General features: G+C 41.7%; 16 protein-coding genes. 13 read left to right on the forward strand and 3 right to left on the reverse strand.

What is annotated here, in order from left to right:
- Positions 1-1,320, reverse strand: coding sequence for an MFS transporter (locus tag BFN00_RS08815; protein ID WP_044108883.1), 1,320 nt, complete (start codon positions 1,318-1,320; stop codon positions 1-3).
- A gap of 174 nt (positions 1,321-1,494) precedes the next feature.
- Between BFN00_RS08815 and BFN00_RS08820 the strand changes: the two genes are divergently transcribed.
- From BFN00_RS08820 to BFN00_RS08845, 7 genes are all read left to right on the forward strand, one after another.
- On the forward strand, positions 1,495-4,251 hold the full coding sequence (locus BFN00_RS08820) for an autotransporter assembly complex protein TamA (RefSeq protein WP_044108885.1): 2,757 nt from the start codon (positions 1,495-1,497) through the stop codon (positions 4,249-4,251).
- Positions 4,252-4,286: 35 nt separating this feature from the next.
- Positions 4,287-8,807 carry a translocation/assembly module TamB domain-containing protein gene (locus BFN00_RS08825; RefSeq protein ID WP_044108886.1) on the forward strand — a complete coding sequence of 1,507 codons (4,521 nt, stop codon included), beginning with the start codon at positions 4,287-4,289 and terminating at the stop codon, positions 8,805-8,807.
- Between the two features lie 329 nt (positions 8,808-9,136).
- Positions 9,137-9,340, forward strand: coding sequence for a hypothetical protein (locus BFN00_RS08830; RefSeq protein WP_044108887.1), 204 nt, complete (start codon positions 9,137-9,139; stop codon positions 9,338-9,340).
- Between the two features lie 308 nt (positions 9,341-9,648).
- Positions 9,649-9,918 carry a hypothetical protein gene (locus tag BFN00_RS08835; RefSeq protein ID WP_005252119.1) on the forward strand — a complete coding sequence of 90 codons (270 nt, stop codon included), beginning with the start codon at positions 9,649-9,651 and terminating at the stop codon, positions 9,916-9,918.
- Positions 9,919-10,079: 161 nt separating this feature from the next.
- Positions 10,080-10,220 carry a hypothetical protein gene (locus BFN00_RS15960; RefSeq protein ID WP_004645377.1) on the forward strand — a complete coding sequence of 47 codons (141 nt, stop codon included), beginning with the start codon at positions 10,080-10,082 and terminating at the stop codon, positions 10,218-10,220.
- A gap of 159 nt (positions 10,221-10,379) precedes the next feature.
- A complete protein-coding gene (locus BFN00_RS08840; protein WP_005252118.1) occupies positions 10,380-10,667 on the forward strand; it encodes a hypothetical protein in 288 nt (95 codons plus the stop codon).
- 653 nt (positions 10,668-11,320) lie between these two features.
- On the forward strand, positions 11,321-11,521 hold the full coding sequence (locus BFN00_RS08845) for a hypothetical protein (protein ID WP_005103446.1): 201 nt from the start codon (positions 11,321-11,323) through the stop codon (positions 11,519-11,521).
- Between the two features lie 228 nt (positions 11,522-11,749).
- Here the strand turns inward: BFN00_RS08845 and xseB are convergent, their stop codons facing one another.
- On the reverse strand, positions 11,750-11,944 hold the full coding sequence (gene xseB, locus BFN00_RS08850; RefSeq protein WP_005103445.1) for an exodeoxyribonuclease VII small subunit: 195 nt from the start codon (positions 11,942-11,944) through the stop codon (positions 11,750-11,752).
- Complete coding sequence (gene xseA, locus BFN00_RS08855; RefSeq protein WP_044108890.1) at positions 11,934-13,205, reverse strand: exodeoxyribonuclease VII large subunit; 1,272 nt, start codon at positions 13,203-13,205, stop codon at positions 11,934-11,936. The genes xseB and xseA overlap by 11 nt, the downstream gene beginning before the upstream one ends.
- A 350-nt stretch (positions 13,206-13,555) precedes the next feature.
- Between xseA and BFN00_RS08860 the strand changes: the two genes are divergently transcribed.
- From BFN00_RS08860 to BFN00_RS08885, 6 genes are all read left to right on the forward strand, one after another.
- Positions 13,556-13,990 (forward strand): I78 family peptidase inhibitor, encoded by a 435-nt coding sequence (locus tag BFN00_RS08860; RefSeq protein ID WP_044108892.1) that lies wholly within the window; start codon positions 13,556-13,558, stop codon positions 13,988-13,990.
- A gap of 113 nt (positions 13,991-14,103) precedes the next feature.
- Positions 14,104-14,463, forward strand: a complete 360-nt coding sequence (locus BFN00_RS08865; RefSeq protein WP_044108893.1) for a hypothetical protein — start codon at positions 14,104-14,106, stop codon at positions 14,461-14,463.
- Between the two features lie 210 nt (positions 14,464-14,673).
- Entirely contained in the window at positions 14,674-14,943 is a 270-nt protein-coding gene (locus tag BFN00_RS08870) for a hypothetical protein (protein WP_005263233.1), read from the forward strand.
- A gap of 297 nt (positions 14,944-15,240) precedes the next feature.
- The gene (locus tag BFN00_RS08875; RefSeq protein ID WP_005106643.1) at positions 15,241-17,880 is read left to right on the forward strand and encodes a bifunctional aconitate hydratase 2/2-methylisocitrate dehydratase; all 2,640 of its coding nucleotides are present in this window, start codon (positions 15,241-15,243) and stop codon (positions 17,878-17,880) included.
- Between the two features lie 63 nt (positions 17,881-17,943).
- A complete protein-coding gene (locus BFN00_RS08880; RefSeq protein ID WP_249449789.1) occupies positions 17,944-18,780 on the forward strand; it encodes a hypothetical protein in 837 nt (278 codons plus the stop codon).
- Positions 18,781-18,839: 59 nt separating this feature from the next.
- Positions 18,840-18,995, forward strand: a 156-nt coding sequence (locus BFN00_RS08885) for a helix-turn-helix domain-containing protein (RefSeq protein ID WP_025464146.1), incomplete at its 3' end; no start/stop codon positions are given.

Below are 18,995 nucleotides of genomic sequence, written 5' to 3' on the forward strand. Positions count from 1 at the left end.
TTAATCCTCCAAGGGTGCTTTCGCAGTTTTGATCATGGGTTTGAGTCGGAAAAGCAGCCATAAGGTAAACAGGCCACTCAATACTGCGGTAATACAAAAAAGTATTTTAAGATCAAGCTCTAGAACACTTAAAATAATAATCGAGAATATAGCAGAAGATACCATGAAAACGGCATTCAAAATGTTATTTGCTGCAACCACCCGCGCACGATGTGAGCGAGGCGAATGCGCCTGCATCATGGCATAGAGCGGAACAATATAAAAACCACCACTTATTCCGAGCAAGGTGACAGCCAGCATTACATGATAATAACTCCAGCCTTGCTGAAACACTTCGGCCAGACCGATTAACTCGCCGCTACGTACTGGCACAAAGGCCAGACTTGCGGCCAGATACAGGGCAAAGATCACCAGACCAATCGCACCAAAAGGCACCATTTTGATATTGACTTCACTGCCACCAATTTTTCGGCATAAATATGAACCCAGACCAATTCCGACAGAAAAAAAGGTTAAGAGGAGACTGGCGACATTTTCAGATGCATGCAGATTTTGTAATGTCAGCTGAGGAATCTGGGTCAGATAGGTTGCACCATAAAACCAGTACCATGAGTTGCCCAGTAAAATGGTAAAAATCAGAGGTAAGCTTTTGGCATATTTCAAGGTCTGCAAGCTGGTGCGGAAGAAATTCCAGTCAACTTGCAGCTCAGGCGCGGGAATACTTTGTTTCAGGATATAGCGACTGGATATATAACCAATCAAGGCGATGCTGATGACGGTTAAACTGATCCAGATCAGGTTGCCGGCGGAAGCTGCAATGACTGCACCGCCCAGAATCATACCGAATAGGATTGCCAGAGAAGTTCCGGACTGAAACAGGGCATTGCCGGACATCAGTTCATTCGGTTTCAGGACTTCAGGTAAAATCGCATATTTGATCGGGCCAAAGAAAGTGGAATGGGTGCCCATCAGGAACAGGGCAAATAACAGAATCCATAAATTGCCCATGAGGAAACCGACAGTTCCCAGCAACATAATGGCAATTTCCAGAAGCTTGAGATAGCGAATCAGCTGTGAACGTTCGTATTTGTCGGCAATCTGACCGGCCGTGGCTGAAAAAATAAAATAGGGCAAGATAAACAGTAAAGCCGCCAGATTATTTAAAGTGCTGATGCTGGCCGATTGCTGTTGAATCCAGCCATAAGTAATGACCAGCAGTAACGCCTGTTTAAATACATTATCGTTTAATGCACCAAAAAACTGCGTCAGAAACATCGGTAAAAAGCGCCGAGAAGCTAACAAATGTTCATTTTTGTTCATATAGGCCGTGCTACATTAAGTTTTATTAAGAAATGTCAGTTATGCGTAAACATTGAGAAAAATCATGTAAGATACTTTCAGCCATGTAAAGGTAAAAACCAATTAATTAAGCTCCTTAGCTTATATTTTTCGGTCAAATAATCAATTAAAGAATGTATTCGTTTAGAGTTTGCTATGCCTGCAAAGAAAAATTTTAAAAAAACGATGCTAAATCGCAGTATGGGGCCTCTCATACCACAGCATAGTGGTATGCAGCTGTGTATGAGCATCTTTTTTATGATGTTATCCCATCAGAGCATGGCACAAACCGAACAGCCAGAAACACCCGTAGCCATTTCTCAGGCAGAAATGGTGGACGAGCTATCTAAAGAAGCGATTCGTCAGGGGGTGGCCACGTCTGAAACTGAAGCAGAAGAAAAAATCGAAGAAGCCTTGGAGCCGGAAGTGCCAGTTGACAGCATGTTGATGCTGGAACAACAGCAAAATGCAGGATCTGGTCTGGATGAATTTACGCCGATCGAGTTTGATGATCTGGAAGATCTGCCAGTACAGACTATTGATCAGAACATGGCCAATGAAATTTATCAGGTAGCCGAGCAAGCCAAACAGGAAGCACAAAACTATCGCAATAGTCAGACCAGTGAAACGGTGGTGGCTGATATCAGCCAGCAAGAACTGCTGGAAATTAATCAGGCGCCGGTTAATGTCGATCAGTTGATGCAATCGATTCAGGCAGACAGCCAGATTATTGTAAAAAATAATGAAGCCGGATTGACCTTGCCAGAAGTGCCGGGTCAGTTGGTTGCTGAGGATGATAAACGTCCGAATCTGTTTAAACGACTATTTTATAAAATCCGTCCTCCACGTCAGATCATGACCGCAAGAGTTCCTCGAATTAGTGCCGATGTGGTGATCATGAATGGGCAAGGTGTTGCGCAAAGCAACGGTATGCTGAATCGTAAAGATGTACCTGAAGGCCATTTGAACTTAAGAAATAATGTTAAAGCCAAATTATCCAGTTTTACTCAGGAGTCTTTTGGTGACTTTAATTCAGCGTTGCCGCAATTACGCACCCTGTCCAGACAGGCAGCGCAGGCGGTGGGCTATTATAATGCCCAGTTCAAGTTTGAAAAAATCTCTGACAGTCGGGTTCGGGTTTTTGTGACCCCGAATGAACCTGTCCTGATTAGCAGTCAAAATATTGAATTTACTGGAGAGGGCGCCGAACAGCCACAATTCCAGGTCATCAGTCTTTTGCCTGAACAGGAAGAAGGCGATATTTTCAATCATGGCAATTATGAAAAAACCAAAACACGGATTACTACTGCAGCCAATAACAATGGTTATTTTGATTCATTCTGGCGTCTGCATGATGTAAAGATTGCCCAGCCACAAAATACCGCCGATGTGAACCTGCGTTTTGAAACCGGCGAACGTTACAAGCTGGGTAATGTCGAGTTCAGAATGAGTGATCCTGAAAAGGAATTTCCGCTGGACCGTGACGTACTGGAAAGTCTGGTTCCCTGGACAGAGGGTGCAGATTATACCTTCTGGCGGGTGAATAGCCTGGCCAACAACCTAACCAACTCACGCTATTTCAATTATACACTGGTAGATGCGATTCGCCCTGATCCGCTTGATAAAGAGCTGGAACTGGCACCCGATATTCAAAGCCTGATTGAAGAACAGAAACGGAGTGAAGATCAGGCTGCTACGATGCCACCTGCTCGCTCGGTATCCTCTTCTCAGGAAGTGACTCAGAATGTCGTAGATGAAGACCAGTTTGCCGGTACCCGCGATCAGGAAAATGCAAATTTAAGAACTTTGCGGGTTGAGCAGCAAAGCAAAGAGAATGAACAGGACCGTTTAAAAATACAGGCACGGGAAGAGAAAAAGATTCCAGTGATTGTGACTTTAAATGCAGACCGCTTAAATAGTGCTGAAGTGGGTCTGGGTTATGGCACAGATACCGATATCCGTTTACGTGGTCAATATCGCCGTGCCATTGTAAACAAGCGCGGACATTCATTTGATGCCAACATCGAGTTATCAGGCATCCGTCAGTCGATTGATGGACGTTATAATATTCCCTATCACCATCCGCTGAATGACTATGTCAGTATTGTGGGGGGGTATGAGCGTGAAGAGCGTGAAGGCGTCGCACAGGGTGAAGGCCTGTTGATTGAATCGGCAGTCTTAGGTGCAGACCGGATTATTAAAAATCCACGTGGTAGCTGGCAGCGGACTTTTGGCGCACGTTATCGTCTGGATCGTTTGAAGCAGGATGGTTCTGTCGATTTTAACCAGATTCCTGAAGCTTTTCGCTTTAATACCGAAGATGAGCAGCAATCCCTATTAGTCGGTTATGAAGTCTCACGTACCGAGAGCGATCGTCGGGTCAACCCAACCAAAGGCTTCAAACAGACCTATAAGATTGAACTGGGCAGTGAGGCTTTACTCTCTGATGCAGATATGGCCATTGTGAATGCGGGCTGGCGTTTTATCTATTCATTGGGTGAAAATGCAGACCATCAGTTTGTTGGGCGTGCCGACGCGGGTTATATTTTTACTCAAGATTTTGCCAAAGTACCGTATAACCTGAGATATTTCACCGGTGGTGACCAGAGTATCCGCGGTTTTGACTACAAGAGCCTTTCTCCGGAAATTGACGGCTTTAAAGTGGGCGGGCAGGCCTTGGGCGTGGCTTCATTAGAATATAATTATCAGTTTAAGGAAGGCTGGCGTGCTGCGGTCTTTGCAGATGCCGGAAATGCCTATAATAAAGAATTCAGTAATCCGACCGAATATGGCGCGGGTGTGGGTGTACGTTGGGCTTCACCGATTGGGCCAATACGTATAGATGTTGCGACTGGACTGTCTGATGACAATTATCCGATTCGTTTACATTTCTTTATTGGATCACAGTTATAAAACATCATTTTAAAAAATAGTTATTTGGGTAGATCATGGTCGAGAACCAACCACAGCCAGAACAAGAACCACAAGATAGCGTTGTGCCGAAAAAGCGCCGTATATTCAGAAGTATCCTATTGTCGGTGCTTTTTTCGCTGATTTTTCTGCTGTCTGTGCTGGCTTTACTATTTTCGACCAATCAGGGCAGTAAATTCCTGCTGGATCAGGTGCTGGAACGCCAGAAAATTATTCAATATGAATATGAGGGCGGTAATTTATGGCGCGGGATTATTCTTAAAAATGTGCTGGTCAGCCTGAAACCAGTCGATGTCAAAATTGATCGTGCTGATGTTAAGCTGGGCTGGCGCGCGATTGTCAAAAAAGAAATTCATCTGACTGAAGCCGATGTCCTCAATCTGCAAATTATTAACAAGCAACCATCAACGGGCGAACCGTTCAAGTTTAATGCTATCCGTTTGCCTTTTATCTTGCGCGTTGATCATTTACTGCTGGATCATTTGGTCATTAAAACCCAGACCAATGCAGTTGATTTCTATAATATTGAATTAAATGAGGCGCTCTGGTCCGGCACCGAATTAAATTTTGAAGATTCCCGGATGGATATGGGCTATCTATCGGTACGTGAAGCCACGGGTAAAATGCAGTTTGAAGGCAAATATCCGCTAGATGCCACGGGCATCGTCAATCTGCCTTCTTTAAGAGACAGCCTGAATATTCATGATATTCAGGTGCGGGCACGCGGAACACTGGACACGATTCAGGTTGGCGTAGCAACCAATACGCCTGATTTATTAACCGGTTGGGTTATCGTACATCCGATGCGTCCTCAGGTACCGATGCGCGGCGAGTTGAAGTTCAAGGATTATCACTGGCCTATTCTGGCCGAACAGAAACTGTTTACCAAAGACGGCATTGCCGAGTTCAATGGTGATATCCAACGTCTAGATCTGAATGTCCAGACTGACCTGATTGGGGAAAATATTCCGCAAGGTCAGTATAGTGCGGTGATGTATACCGATCTGGTCAATCAGCTGAATATTACCGATCTGAATGGTCAGTTGATGAAAGGCGCAGTCAGCCTTGCCGGGACAGTGGGCTGGAAAGACCGGGTCAGCTGGGATTTGGCTGGGCGTTTGAATGGGATTGATCCTAAACATGAGCGCATTCCGCAAGTCGTACAAGATTTCTTGCCGCCAAGTCTGGATGCCAATATCGCTTCTGCGGGTAACTTGGAAAATGGCCTGCACCTTACCGGACTGGTTGATTTTGACCGCTATGAAAGCTGGAATCTGAAGCTGGATCAAAATCCGGTCAAGGCCAATAAAATACAACCGATGCTGCTGGATGTTGCCTGGAAAAATATTGATCGCGCCGTACCTTATGTGGGCTGGCTCAGTAGTGAGTCTGGCGATGTTAAATTGGCATTGGTTGAAGGTCAGCAGAATATTCATGTGGCCACTAAAGTCGAGCAGCATGAAGAAGGACTTCTGCCTGCAGGTATGTACCAAGCCAAGCTCAATCTGAACAAAAATATCCTGAATGTCCCAAGCTTTAATTACAGCGCCAATGCAGCAGGCAGCTTAAGCGGCAATGCACGGATTGAACTGCCACAGGAAAAACGTCAGTTAAAATGGACCGCGGTATTAAATGCCAAAAATTTGAATACTCAAAGTATTGCCGCAGCTTCACCGGTAGATCGTTTGAATGGCCAGGTTAAAGCCAATGGTTATGCGCAACCGAATCAGCAGATTATTAAACTGAATAGTGTCGACCTGACCGGACGACTAGCGGAGCAAAATGAAACCGTACGTTTGACCGGAAACAGCACCATTGCCTTGTTATTCCATAATGAAAAAGCGGGTGGTGGTTTTAAAGGTTATGCGGTCAATTATGATGGTGCTTTAAATGCCAGCCAGCTTAAAGCCAGTCAGGGTATGCTGAAACTGCGCGTTTCAGGCACACCAGAAATGTTGAAGATAAATGAATTTCGTCATGATGGTGTGGCTGGCAAGATTAATGCCAACGGTCTGGTCAATCTGGCGAATGGCATTGGCTGGGATATCAATGCATCCTTAATCCGCTTTAAGCCGCAATATTTTAATGCAAAACTCAAAGGCGAATTGTCAGGCAATGTGCAAACCCAAGGCGTTTGGTCAGATGCTTTAAAACGCATTCAGATTCAACGCTTGAATCTGGCCGGTATGCTGAATAACAAACCGGTACGTGGTACAGGTAATTTATCGGTCATCATTAATTCGAACCAGCGCGGTTTTGTACCACAGCAGTTTGAAGCCAATAACTTGTTCCTGTCTTATGCCAGCAACCAGATTCAGGCGACCGGTAATGCACAAAATCTCCAACTGAAAGTCAATGCGCCGGCTCTGTTTGAATTGTATCCAGGCTTAAGAGGTCGTGCGCAGGGCTATATCAATATGCAGGCACAGCCACGATTGCAGGCTTCAGCCAACCTGTCTATCGACAATTTTGCCTTTAAAAACCTGTTTAGCGTGCAGAAAGTTCGTGTTCGTGGACAGTTGCCAACATCGCAAAGCACACCAACTTTATTGATTGCAACGATGGATCGCCTGCGTAGTGGTTCACGCGAGATTGTACGCGGTGAGATATCATTGGCCGGTACCCGTGCTGCGCACATTCTCAAAGTGCAGGCAGAAAACCGCCTGTCAAAATTCTTTGTGCAGCTCGCCGGTGGCTTTAATGCCCAAAATAACTGGCTGGGTCAGATTCAAAAAGGTGATTTCGACTCTTTACGTGCCCGTCTGGTGCAACGTCAAAATGCAGCAGTGATTTATAACACTGCTCAATCGGATCTGTTTGTTGGTGCTCATTGCTGGATGAGTCAGCAAAGCCAGTTGTGTTTTGATCAGCCGATTAGGGTCAACAAAACCCGTGGCAGTGCCTCTTTTATTACCCAAAACCTTGATCTGGAAGATTTCAGTGCATTCCTGCCTGATGGATTGGCGTTGACAGGTAAAGTTAATGGTTATGCCAAGGCTGCCTGGGCACAAGGTGCCAAACCTAAAATTGACGCGCGTCTGGTGACGCGTAATGGTGTGGTAGGCCTATCTTCTGAAGATCCAGATTATTTGGGTTCTACCCTTAAATATGATGAAGTCGGGTTGGTCGCAAAAAGCGTGGCAGATGGCTTGCAACTTCGTCTGGATGTCAAAACACCGGATATCGGAACCGGCTATGCCAATGTCATTATTGATCCATATCGGGACAGTAAACCGATGCGTGGTGAAATTGCCTTTAACCAGGTACAGCTCAAGGTCTTTAAGCCATTTATTCAGGACATCCGTAATCTGGACGGGATTTTATCTTATGCCGGAAAAATTAGCGGAACTTTAACGGATCCCTTACTTGAGGGTGAGGTTCGAGTCAAAGATGCTTCGATTAGCATGATCTCCTTGCCGGTGAACTTGACCAACGTACAACTTTACTCATCCATACGTCAGAATTCTGCCAGTATCAATGGCGCATTTAACAGTGGTCGTGGTGTGGGTAAATTAACCGGATCGGTCGACTGGAAAGGCGATCCGCGAGTGCAGTTAAAACTGCAAGGTGACAATCTGCTGATTCGTCAGGCACCATTAATTACTGCTGTGGTGACACCTGATTTGACTCTGGACATGTATCCATTTAATAAAAAACTGAGTCTGAGTGGCACAGTCGATGTACCGCGTGCGTTGATTTCAATGCCAGAAGCCTCAGAACCTGTAGTCGGTTTATCTTCAGATGTACGGGTCGTGCGTGAAGGTGATGATCAGTTGGCGATCTTGAAGTCAGCACGTCCTTGGGATATCCGGGCAGATGTAGCTGTTTCTTTAGGGAATCAGGTCATCTTCCAGGGCTTTGACAGTCGTATTCCGCTATTGGGTCGAGTCAATCTGTCACAGCGTGGTCTGGAAACTGCAATGCGTGCCAATGGTGCAATCGGGGTGTCACAACGAGTGAAAATCGAAGCCTATGGCCAAAGTCTGGACCTGAATCGTGCTATCGCGCGTTTTAATGGTGAACTTACCAATCCGACGCTGGACATTGATGCCAATAAATCGGTTCAGGGTAGTACGGTCGGGGTACGGGTAACAGGGACGGCATCGAGTCCAAGTATTCAGATTTATAATGATGCGGGCTTGTCAGAACAGGAAGCCTTGAATGCCTTGATTACCGGTCGTGTTAATGAGGGTGTATCTGGTTTAAGCCAGGCTGAAGGATTTAGATCCGATGTGAATAATACGATCGCTGCTGCGGGGATTAGTTTGGGCTTGGGTAGCACCCGCGCACTGACCAACCAGATCGGGCGCAGTTTTGGCTTAACTGGTCTAGCTCTGGATGCTCAAGGTACAGGAGATGATACCCAGGTTTCTGTGACTGGTTATATTACGCCTGATTTATATCTCCGTTATGGAGTCGGGGTATTTACACCGGTGAATAAGCTCACTTTACGCTATCAGGTAAATCAGCGCTTGTATCTGGAAGCGAGTCAGTCTTTAGAACGTGCGATTGACTTGTTCTATAATTGGCGCTTCTAATTTAAGCAATAAAAAAGCCCTAAAATTTTAGGGCTCTTTTATTGGGAGACAGGACAAAGATTTTATTAGCTATAAAGTAGATTGATGTCATAGTCAGCAGAAGCATTGATCTCTAAATTCAATCTCTATACATATATGACAATAGAGTTACGAGTAGAGAAAGAATTTAGGATGAGACTTCAGGGTGAAGAAAACTGATCATCGTATAATTCAGCTATCACATATAGAAAATCAATTAAAATATGCAATAACAGACTGAAAATCAATAAACCCATAATAAAAATAGGTGTATATTGAAAATACGATTTCACGCATAAGAGCATCTTCGCATGTCGACTAAATTTATCATCCGTTTTGCTGCGATTCTATTTTCTGTACTTATTTTGACTGCATTCGTCATTCAATTTTTCTTTAAATCGGATGTAACCGTAGTTCTATGGATTTTCGCTGTACCTTTCATTTTGGGCATTCCAATTTTGGCTTCTGTTGTATTGACCACCAATGATGAACTTGATATTCATAGTGTTAATTAGGCTTGAACCTTAAATTGACGCATTTAAAGCGCATCTAATCTTTGCTGATAGAGCAGCCGATATTTGCACTTTGTTCAATAAAACAGACTTTATTTTAGAGCAATTTCAGTCAGTTAAGCATGCATTAGAAAATGTAGTAAAAATGAGTGTATGTTTACGCTCATTTTTTATCAGGTTACTTCAGAATTTGGATTTCACTCTCAAATCATCATGATTTACATAAACTCTAAGAAATAAGGGAATATTCTTATCATTATTCATTCAAAATAGGTCTTCATCATAAAACTCAACATTTTAGAGAAAACAGAATGCCTAAAAATAATTATCTACCAGCTCTAGAACAAGTTTATGACTTTTTAAAGGAACGACCAGGTTTTAAGGATAAAAGTGAATTTGATAAAGCGGTAGAGTATTTTAGAGCTTTACATGAAAGTGATCCTCTGGATTTCAGAGTTCAAGCACCGAATACTGTCGCTGGAAAATTTGGGGCCAAAGAGACTATAAATTTAGGGTCTATGCCAGAATTCAGTAATAAGGAAAATTTCCTTAACTGGATAGATACACAAATTAATCACTAGTTGAAAGACTTTAAGCAAACTCAGCATGCGGCAGGTTTTCATTTATTTATTATTCATACATTCATTAACATGTAGTACAGAAAACAATCGAAACTGAGTTGGAAAACTACAAATTTGAATGATAACTTTGTATTCAAATCTTCCGAATAAAGAGGTGAGCAATGAAGTTGTTGACTTTGGTTGGTATGGGAGTAGCAGCGAGTTATTGTTATAAAACTATGAAAAATGGCAAGCTTGCTCTTTCAAAACCTGACTTTGATGAAAGTGTAAAACGATTTGTACTGCAAGAATTTGCAGCTTAGTTCTTCACGATATATTTCCCAAAAAGGCTCATCGGATGATGGGCTTTTTTATTTTCTAAAAATTTATAATTTTAATATTCAGATTAAAAGCAGTTTAATTATAGCCATCATGTTATAAACCTACCTCGTGATCTATTTTAAATAATTAAATGAGAGCTAATGGATGATGAAGATGGAAATGAATGGTGCGAGCTTATATATTCTGAAGCCTTGAGAATATATAAACCAACAAAATACAACACAGTCAACAAACTGAGATTCTTTGCCCTGATTTTAGAATTATTCGCAGAAATGCAGCATGAGGATGCAATGATTCAAGTAAAGACTGTGAATGTGAAACTTAAATTGAGATCTAAAAATTACATTTTTTGGGTGTTTGAAATGCCTGATTTTCAGGATAAGACGTTATTTTTAACTTATATGTCTAGTAAATTAAGTCAGCTATAAAGTGTCGTTGAAAGCTAAAATCGCCAATTACTTCAACAAGTATAGTTATTTTTTATAAAACTATAATTTTTTTATATGTTAATGGTGTATTTATATATTTTTATCAATAGCTTGCTTATTCTCTAGTCGTTGCTCACTTTGACAACATACCTGAATCAGCGCAAAAGTGATAAAGGGAAAGGCCCATCGAAAGGTGGGCTTTTTTAATATGTACAGCTTATTGAACGAAAAGTAACTTAAAGCAAATGTAAGAGAACAGTTTATTAATACTCCCTATACTTTATTGATAAATTCACAGTGCTATAGTCATTTTGCGAAAACAAGAAGACGCAAATAATACGAAGAAAATGACTACAGCACTAGCCCGCTTATTTGAAAGAGTAAGCGGGCTTTTTAATTGAAAAATTAATGTAATATTATGCTAATGTATAAATTATAAGTTTATATATAATTCATGAATAGATTCTATCACTGTAGTTTCTTTCCAATTTCAGCCTCCTTCCCTAAGGAGGCATTTTTTTGTCGATAGAAAAGTAATGTTCCAATGACTATTGTGTTTATTCAGTTACACAAATGATCATCGTTGACTCTTGAATGAATCTTTCAAATATTTGAGCATGATATTTTATTGGTTAAATAAGTGATGGATCGCCATGATAAATGAAGAAAAGCCTTTGAACTTTGACGACGATAGTGAGCCTCAAGATTTCGAAGATGAAGAATTTATCGATGATAAGAAAGAGGATGAAATGTACAATGCTATTACCAAAGATGGTTCTAGTGTTGATCCTGCGGATGATGGGACGCGTCATATTCGCCCTGAAGACGGTGATCCTATAGAAATTGAAGAGTAATAAAAAGCCCAATTCAATATTGGGCTTTTTATCGTCTGGTGGATGAGAATGAAAATACAATATTTCCCATTTAGAATTGAGCGGATTGATCAAAATCCCCATCTAGAAAATTTAAATAGTCATTGAAATGATTTTTTTCACTTAATAAAAAAGCCCCCATGAATGAGAGCTTTTATGTCAACTCAATCTAGCAGAATAGTCTAAGCTAATATTTGAAATGACATCCAATTAATCTTTAAAAGTATCATTTAACGCAGTTTGAACCGCTTCAACCCGTGCCTTGCAAGCTTTATAAGCGGTCATGGATTCTTCCACGATTTTCATCAAGTTATCAATATCCGGTTCTTGCTGAGATTCGAGCAATTCTGCATTCTTTTTCAAGATGTCATAGCCTTGTTGGAAGCTCAAAGTATCATGATTCATGAGGAAGTACCTGTATAAGTTGTGCTGAAAAAATGCCGTCATGTAATTCGACTTCAACCAGATCGCTGGACTGAATCTGTTGAATAGAGGCAACCACATGTTCTTGCTGGCGCACGATGGCATAACCCTTGGATAAAACATGTTTAGGATTTTGTAGTAGCGTTTCCCGCATCAGGGCATCAAGCTGCTGATTAATCAGCTGGGTATGCTGCTGGGCCAGACTGGTAGTATTGGCCTTGATCTGTTGCAGACGTTGCAGCGCATCCATAATCTGGTTGTTGGCCAGACTTTGAATCAGTTTCAAAAATTGATCATTCTGATTTTGATAAGCTTGAATCTGTTGCTGGGATAAACGCTGAATGCGCTGTAGATAATTCAGAATATCCTGGGTCAGTTCAAAGATATGATTGCGGATTCCGGCAATGGCTTTACTCGGAGTATCAAAGGAGCGATGCGCAATCTCATCCAGAATAGTACGGTCTTTTTCATGCCCGATGCCGACCCAGACCGGTACCGAACGTTTACAGAGCAGGGCAGCCAGATCATAATCATTCAAATAAGCCAGATCATTGACTGCGCCACCACCTCGTATAATCACAATCAGATCCGGTGCGGTATTATAAGTCTGTGCCCATTGTTTGAGCGCTTGTGCCAGACTGTACATAATACTTTGCGGGGCGGTATTTCCCTGAAAAGTCGCACTGTGATAGATAAACTCACACACCTGCGCACGCTGCAGTGCATCGGCATCTTTTTTAAAATCTCCCAGGCCTGCTGCATTTTCGGGAGCAATCACCAGAATCCGGTTCAGGTCAAAAGGGCTGGGCAAGTTTCTATTGCGCTGAATCAGTCCTTCAGTCGTCAACCGCTCAACAATCTGCTGATAACGCCGGGCAATATCTCCTAAGGTATAGCCCGAATCAATCTCGACAATATTTAAAGAAAAGCCATATTGCGGATCAAAGTTGGCTTTAACTTTAATCAGCACTTTTAGATCACGACTCAGCTCAATCCCGCTTTCACGTTCAAACTGCGTGACAATTTTCTGGGCACTAAATTTCCAGATGGTTGCTCGGCAACTGGCAATCACCTGATCGCTATCGGCTTCTTTTTCTGCCAGCTCCAGATAATAATGGCCGGCTTTAATACTTAGATTACGAATCTCGGCTTTGACCCATACTGGTGTATCGAAAGTGAGTTTGACCACTTCCTGAACCGTAGCAAGATATTCCTTGAGGGAGAGTTGAGAATCGTCTGTCATGCCAATAGAAAGTTTAAAATTCAATCAAATATTAAATCAATCCGGCACAGATCACAAATCTAAAAGCGAAGTCATATTTGAATGATGTAATGACAATGCAATGCTATTGAAATGCATAATCACTTGGTTTAGGCGGTTCATCTGGAATTTTCGTATTTTGTAGAGGTTCTTCTCTTCTGTTTTTCTTGTTCATTGAAAGAAGTTATAGCGTTGAAGTCCTTAATTTCCAAAGGTCTTATTTCCATTTTTTAATGAAAAAGTACAATTAAAAATGTACACAGACTTGTGTCTGGCGAGGACAAGGAAATATGCTAAATTGGTGAAGAATTATTAAAGAAGAATAGGCTCTCATGAAAAAAACAATGCTGTTCGGTTTGCTGGCTGTCGCTTTAAGCGCATGTACTACCACGCCGCAATCTGAGACGGATGCTCCTAAAACAGGTTCAGCGAATCCTGCAAGCGCTTATTGTGTCAATCAGGGTGGCAAGCTTGAAATTCGTACTGAAAGCAATGGTCAGGTCGGATATTGCCATTTAAAGAATGGTCAGGTGGTCGAGGAGTGGGAATTACTGCACATGAATCAACCTAAATGTATTGCTGATCAGGCAGCGGAATTGGTCGGTCAGTCCAATTTGACTGAAGCGCAAATCAAGCAGAAAACCAAGGCACAAATTGTACGTATGGTCGAACCGGGTCAAGCGGTGACTATGGATTATCGTGAAGAACGAGTGACTGTCACCGTAGATCCTGTAAGCAAAAAGATTATTCAAGCTTCATGCGGTTAATCACATAAAATAAAAAAGCCCATGAGTGGGCTTTTTTTAATTCCATACAACTGGCATTTTGAAATGACAAATCTTCCCCGATCTTTTATATTGCCCCTCGGAAGGAGAAATTCATGAAAAAGTTATTGGCTTTATCGTTTATGCTGGCGCTGGCCGGTTGTGCCGAGAAGAAACCGTTAACCTCTGAAGAGCAGTGGCAAGGTTATTGTCGAAGTGTCGGAAATGCGGCGCGTACCATTATGCTGGATCGTCAGAATGCGATTGAGAAAGAAAAAGCAATCGAGCATGCTAACAAGATCGACGACGAAACCACTAAAGGTTTTATCCGGAATATTATTGATGAAGTTTATGCAATTCCAGCCGAAGAGATTAAGGCTGATGTAAAAGCAGCCCGTGAAAAAGTCCGCGCTGAATTTACTGCAAAGTGTATTGCGACACCGCATGATGAGTTACCAGATTACAAACCGTTCTAAGGAACGGTTTTTAAAATCTGCATAAAATCATTCAACTCATATTTCCCATTAAACGTATTTAAATATACACATCTTCAAAAGACTGAAAAATAGAAATAGCCTAAGCAAAAAATGTACACTTTGTGACAATTTTTAAATCTAAAATATAGAAATACTTATCTTTATATTGAATAATGAATTTAACTCCAATTAACCAAGGAGTAGCACAATATGGAAGTCGTAAGATATTTGCATCATTCTGATCTACTGCTGGAAGATGAAGAAGGTGTGGTCATTATTGGTGGCAGTCGCTATGTACTCAGCGTTGGTGACAAAGTCGTTTTAAAGAAGATGCTAGAACAAGATAAAAAGCTTTATCAGATTGATATTTCCTTTGCCAGCAATAATCACAGTACCACCTATGAAGATGAATGCGTGGTGAAATTCCAAGGCTGCCGAGACTCATATCAGCAGTATTTAAACTCGACCACTGTACACTAAGGTGGAGTATCTTTTTAACGTCAAATCAGGCAACATCAGGGTTGCCTTTTTTATGCATTAAATTCAGTTAAAAGAGCCTATTCATGGGCTTGTTTCGTGTGGTGTAAGCTAGAACTGATTATGGAATAATCATTAAGAGCATCATTTAGTTATAAAATAACGAGCATCACGAAGAAACACTTGAGTTGCATTAACTTTTAACTGGAAATTTAGTAAAATTTCGGAGTCCATATTATTTATGAAGCTTGGCATAAGCAGGAATTCATAAGTAATTTTTTAAAAAAGAGGAATAACACCGTGCTAGAAGCTTACCGCCAACACGTTGAAGAACGTGCCGCACTCGGAGTCCCACCGAAGCCACTTGACGATGCCCAAACAGCTGCATTAGTTGAACTACTAAAAAACCCGCCAGCTGGTGAAGAAGCATACTTGGTAGATTTGCTTGAAAACCGTGTACCAGCAGGTGTTGACCAAGCTGCATATGTAAAAGCTGCGTTCTTAGCTGCATTGGCAAAAGGCGAAGCAACCTCTCCACTCGTTTCTAAAGAACGTGCTGTTTACTTACTAGGTACTATGCTTGGTGGTTATAACGTAGCACCTTTAGTTGAACTTTTAGACAATGCTGAGCTTGCTGAACTTGCAGCTGAAGCATTGAAAAAAACGCTTCTTGTATTTGATGCATTCCATGACGTTGCTGATAAAGCAAAAGCTGGTAACGCAAATGCTCAAGCAGTTATGCAGTCTTGGGCTGACGCTGAATGGTTCACTAGCCGTAAAGACGTTCCTGAAGAAATCAAACTGACTGTTTTCAAAGTAACTGGCGAAACCAACACTGACGACTTGTCACCTGCACAAGACGCTTGGAGCCGTCCAGACATTCCATTGCACGCAAATGCAATGTTGAAAAACGTACGTGACGGAATCAATCCAGAAGTTCCTGGTGAAGTGGGTCCACTTAACCAGATTAAAGAACTGATCGCGAAAGGCAACCAGGTTGCTTACGTGGGTGACGTTGTTGGTACAGGTTCATCTCGTAAATCTGCAACTAACTCTGTACTTTGGTTCTTCGGTGACGACATCCCGCACATCCCGAACAAAAAAGACGGTGGTTACTGCCTAGGTTCTAAAATCGCTCCGATTTTCTTCAACACCATGGAAGATGCGGGTGCATTACCGATCGAGATCGATGTTGCCAACATGAACATGGGCGACGAAATCGTTCTTAAGATCGATCACGCTGCTGCTAAAGTAACTGCGTTCAAAGACGGCGCACAAATCGCTGAAGCTGAACTTAAAACTCCAGTACTTCTAGACGAAGTTCGTGCTGGTGGTCGTATTAACCTGATCGTAGGTCGTGGTTTGACGACTAAAGCGCGTGAAGCTTTAGGTCTTCCAGTATCTACAATGTTCCGTACTCCGGTTCAGCCTGCTGCAACTGGTAAAGGTTTCACTCAAGCTCAGAAGATGGTTGGTCGCGCTTGTGGTCTTCCTGAAGGTCAAGGTGTACTTCCAGGTACTTACTGTGAACCTAAGATGACTACTGTGGGTTCGCAAGATACAACTGGTCCAATGACTCGTGACGAATTGAAAGACTTGGCTTGCCTAGGCTTCTCTGCTGACCTTGTTATGCAATCTTTCTGTCATACAGCTGCGTATCCAAAACCAGTTGACGTTCAAATGCAACACTCGCTTCCTGATTTCATCATGAACCGTGGTGGTGTGTCTTTACGCCCAGGTGACGGTATTATTCACTCTTGGTTAAACCGTATGCTTCTTCCGGATACTGTTGGTACTGGTGGTGACTCGCATACTCGTTTCCCAATCGGTATTTCATTCCCGGCGGGTTCTGGTCTTGTAGCGTTCGCTGCAGCAACTGGTGTTATGCCACTTGACATGCCTGAATCTGTACTTGTGAAGTTCAAGGGTAAAATGCAGCCTGGTATCACGCTACGTGACCTTGTACATGCAATTCCTTACTACGCAATTAAGGAAGGTGACTTAACTGTAGAGAAGAAAGGTAAGAAAAACATCTTCTCTGGTCGTATCCTTGAGATCGACTTAACAGAAATGGAAACTGACCTGACTGTTGAGCAAGCGTTCGAACTTTCTGATGCTTCTGCTGAACGTTCTGCTGCAGGTTGTTCTATCACACTTTCTGAAGAGAAAGTTGCTGAATACCTTCGTTCAAACATCACTATGTTGAAGTGGATGATTTCTGAAGGTTATGGCGATGCGCGTACTATGGCTCGTCGTGTTGAGAACATGGAAAAATGGTTGGCTAATCCAAGCCTGATCAAAGCGGATGCTGATGCTGAATACACGAAAGTGTATGAAATCGATCTTGCAGACATCAAAGAACCTATTCTTTGCTGCCCGAACGATCCAGATGATGCAAAACTTCTTTCTGATGTTCAAGGCGCGAAAATTGACGAAGTATTCGTTGGTTCTTGTATGACTAACATCGGTCACTTCCGTGCGACTGGTAAATTGTTAGAGAAAGTTCCTGGTGGTGCGTTGTCAACTCGTTTGTGGATTGCTCCACCTACGCGTATGGACGAACATCAGTTGATGGAAGAAGGTTTCTATAACATTTATGGTAAAGCTGGCGCGCGTACTGAAATGCCAGGTTGTTCATTGTGTATGGGTAACCAGGCACGTGTAGCTCCGAACACGACTTGTGTATCGACTTCTACGCGTAACTTCCCGAACCGTTTAGGTCAAGGTGCTAACGTTTACCTGGCTTCTGCTGAACTTGCTTCTGTTGCTGCTGTATTGGGTAAATTACCTTCTCCAGAAGAATACCAACAGTATGCAGCTCAAATTGACAGCATGTCAGCTGACATCTATCAATACTTAAGCTTCGACAAGATGAGCGAATATACTAACGCTGCTAAAGACGTTGATACTAAGAAAATTGCTGCTGCTCAATTAACTTAATTGATTAAGTAGTCGAAAAAAAAGGGCTGATTTATCAGCCCTTTTTTACGTGAGATTTTAAGAATGGTAAAAAAAAATCATAAAATGAAATTATTAAATAATCAAAAATCAAAAGTTGCTATGTCATCTAGGAGATTTTTATTCAATTTTGTAGGTAATGCAAATATATGGAGTGATGGATTTCACATTGATCAAATGAGTGGAGGAGGAAGTGGGATATTAATAAAATATAAAAGTAAGTATTTTATGTTAACTGCCTATCATGTAGTTAAACAGACAATTGAAAACCCATTACAAAATACCTCACCTTTTTGGATTAGGTCCAAAGAAAAACATATAGAAAGTATTGATGATTTTTTAATGCCCAAAAAAGTTTGGTTTATTGGTGAACTAATTCCTGATGTAATAGGTTGGCAAGATTATACTGATGTAGTTCTTATTGAAATGTTTGATCCACATAAAAATTTTATTCCAGATAATTATGTTGATATTACTGAAAGAAGAGAATGTACTGAAATTCTATCTTCAAAGAAAATTTTCGAAGGTCAATTGTTAGCTGCTTCTGGTTATCCTTTAGAAGCTAATACATTTGAATATGAGGTAGTGCCGGAGGGCTATTCTCATGCAACTAATTTACAGCGACATCATGATATTGGAATATGTTTATTTGATGAGTATGGACATCCATATATAGATTATGAACAGTGTTCACATATGTTTACTGGAATAACATATGATCATAATGGAATGAGTGGGGGTGCTATATATAATTTTGAATCCAATAGTAAAGCAAAACTAGTGGGAATGGTTTTGAGTGGTAACAACAAGATAATCAGATTTATCCCAATATCAAACATTTTAGCTCATATACGTAACTACGATAAAGCAAGGGCAGAGTAAAACTTGAAGTGCGACATAAACCACCTAATTAATTTAAAGGGTTTATGGAGTATATAAAATTGTCATACCATCATCTTAACTTTGAAGATCGTACTGCATTAATGCTTGAGTCAAGAAAAGAAGGCTTTTCAGCCAGAAAATTTGCTGAACTCATTAAAAGACATCCTAGTACGATCTATCGTGAGCTTAAAAGAAATAGCATCAATGACGTTTAT

The organism is Acinetobacter sp. AR2-3 (assembly GCF_001878775.1).
In the GTDB taxonomy this organism is placed as follows: Bacteria; Pseudomonadota; Gammaproteobacteria; order Pseudomonadales; family Moraxellaceae; genus Acinetobacter; species Acinetobacter lwoffii_D.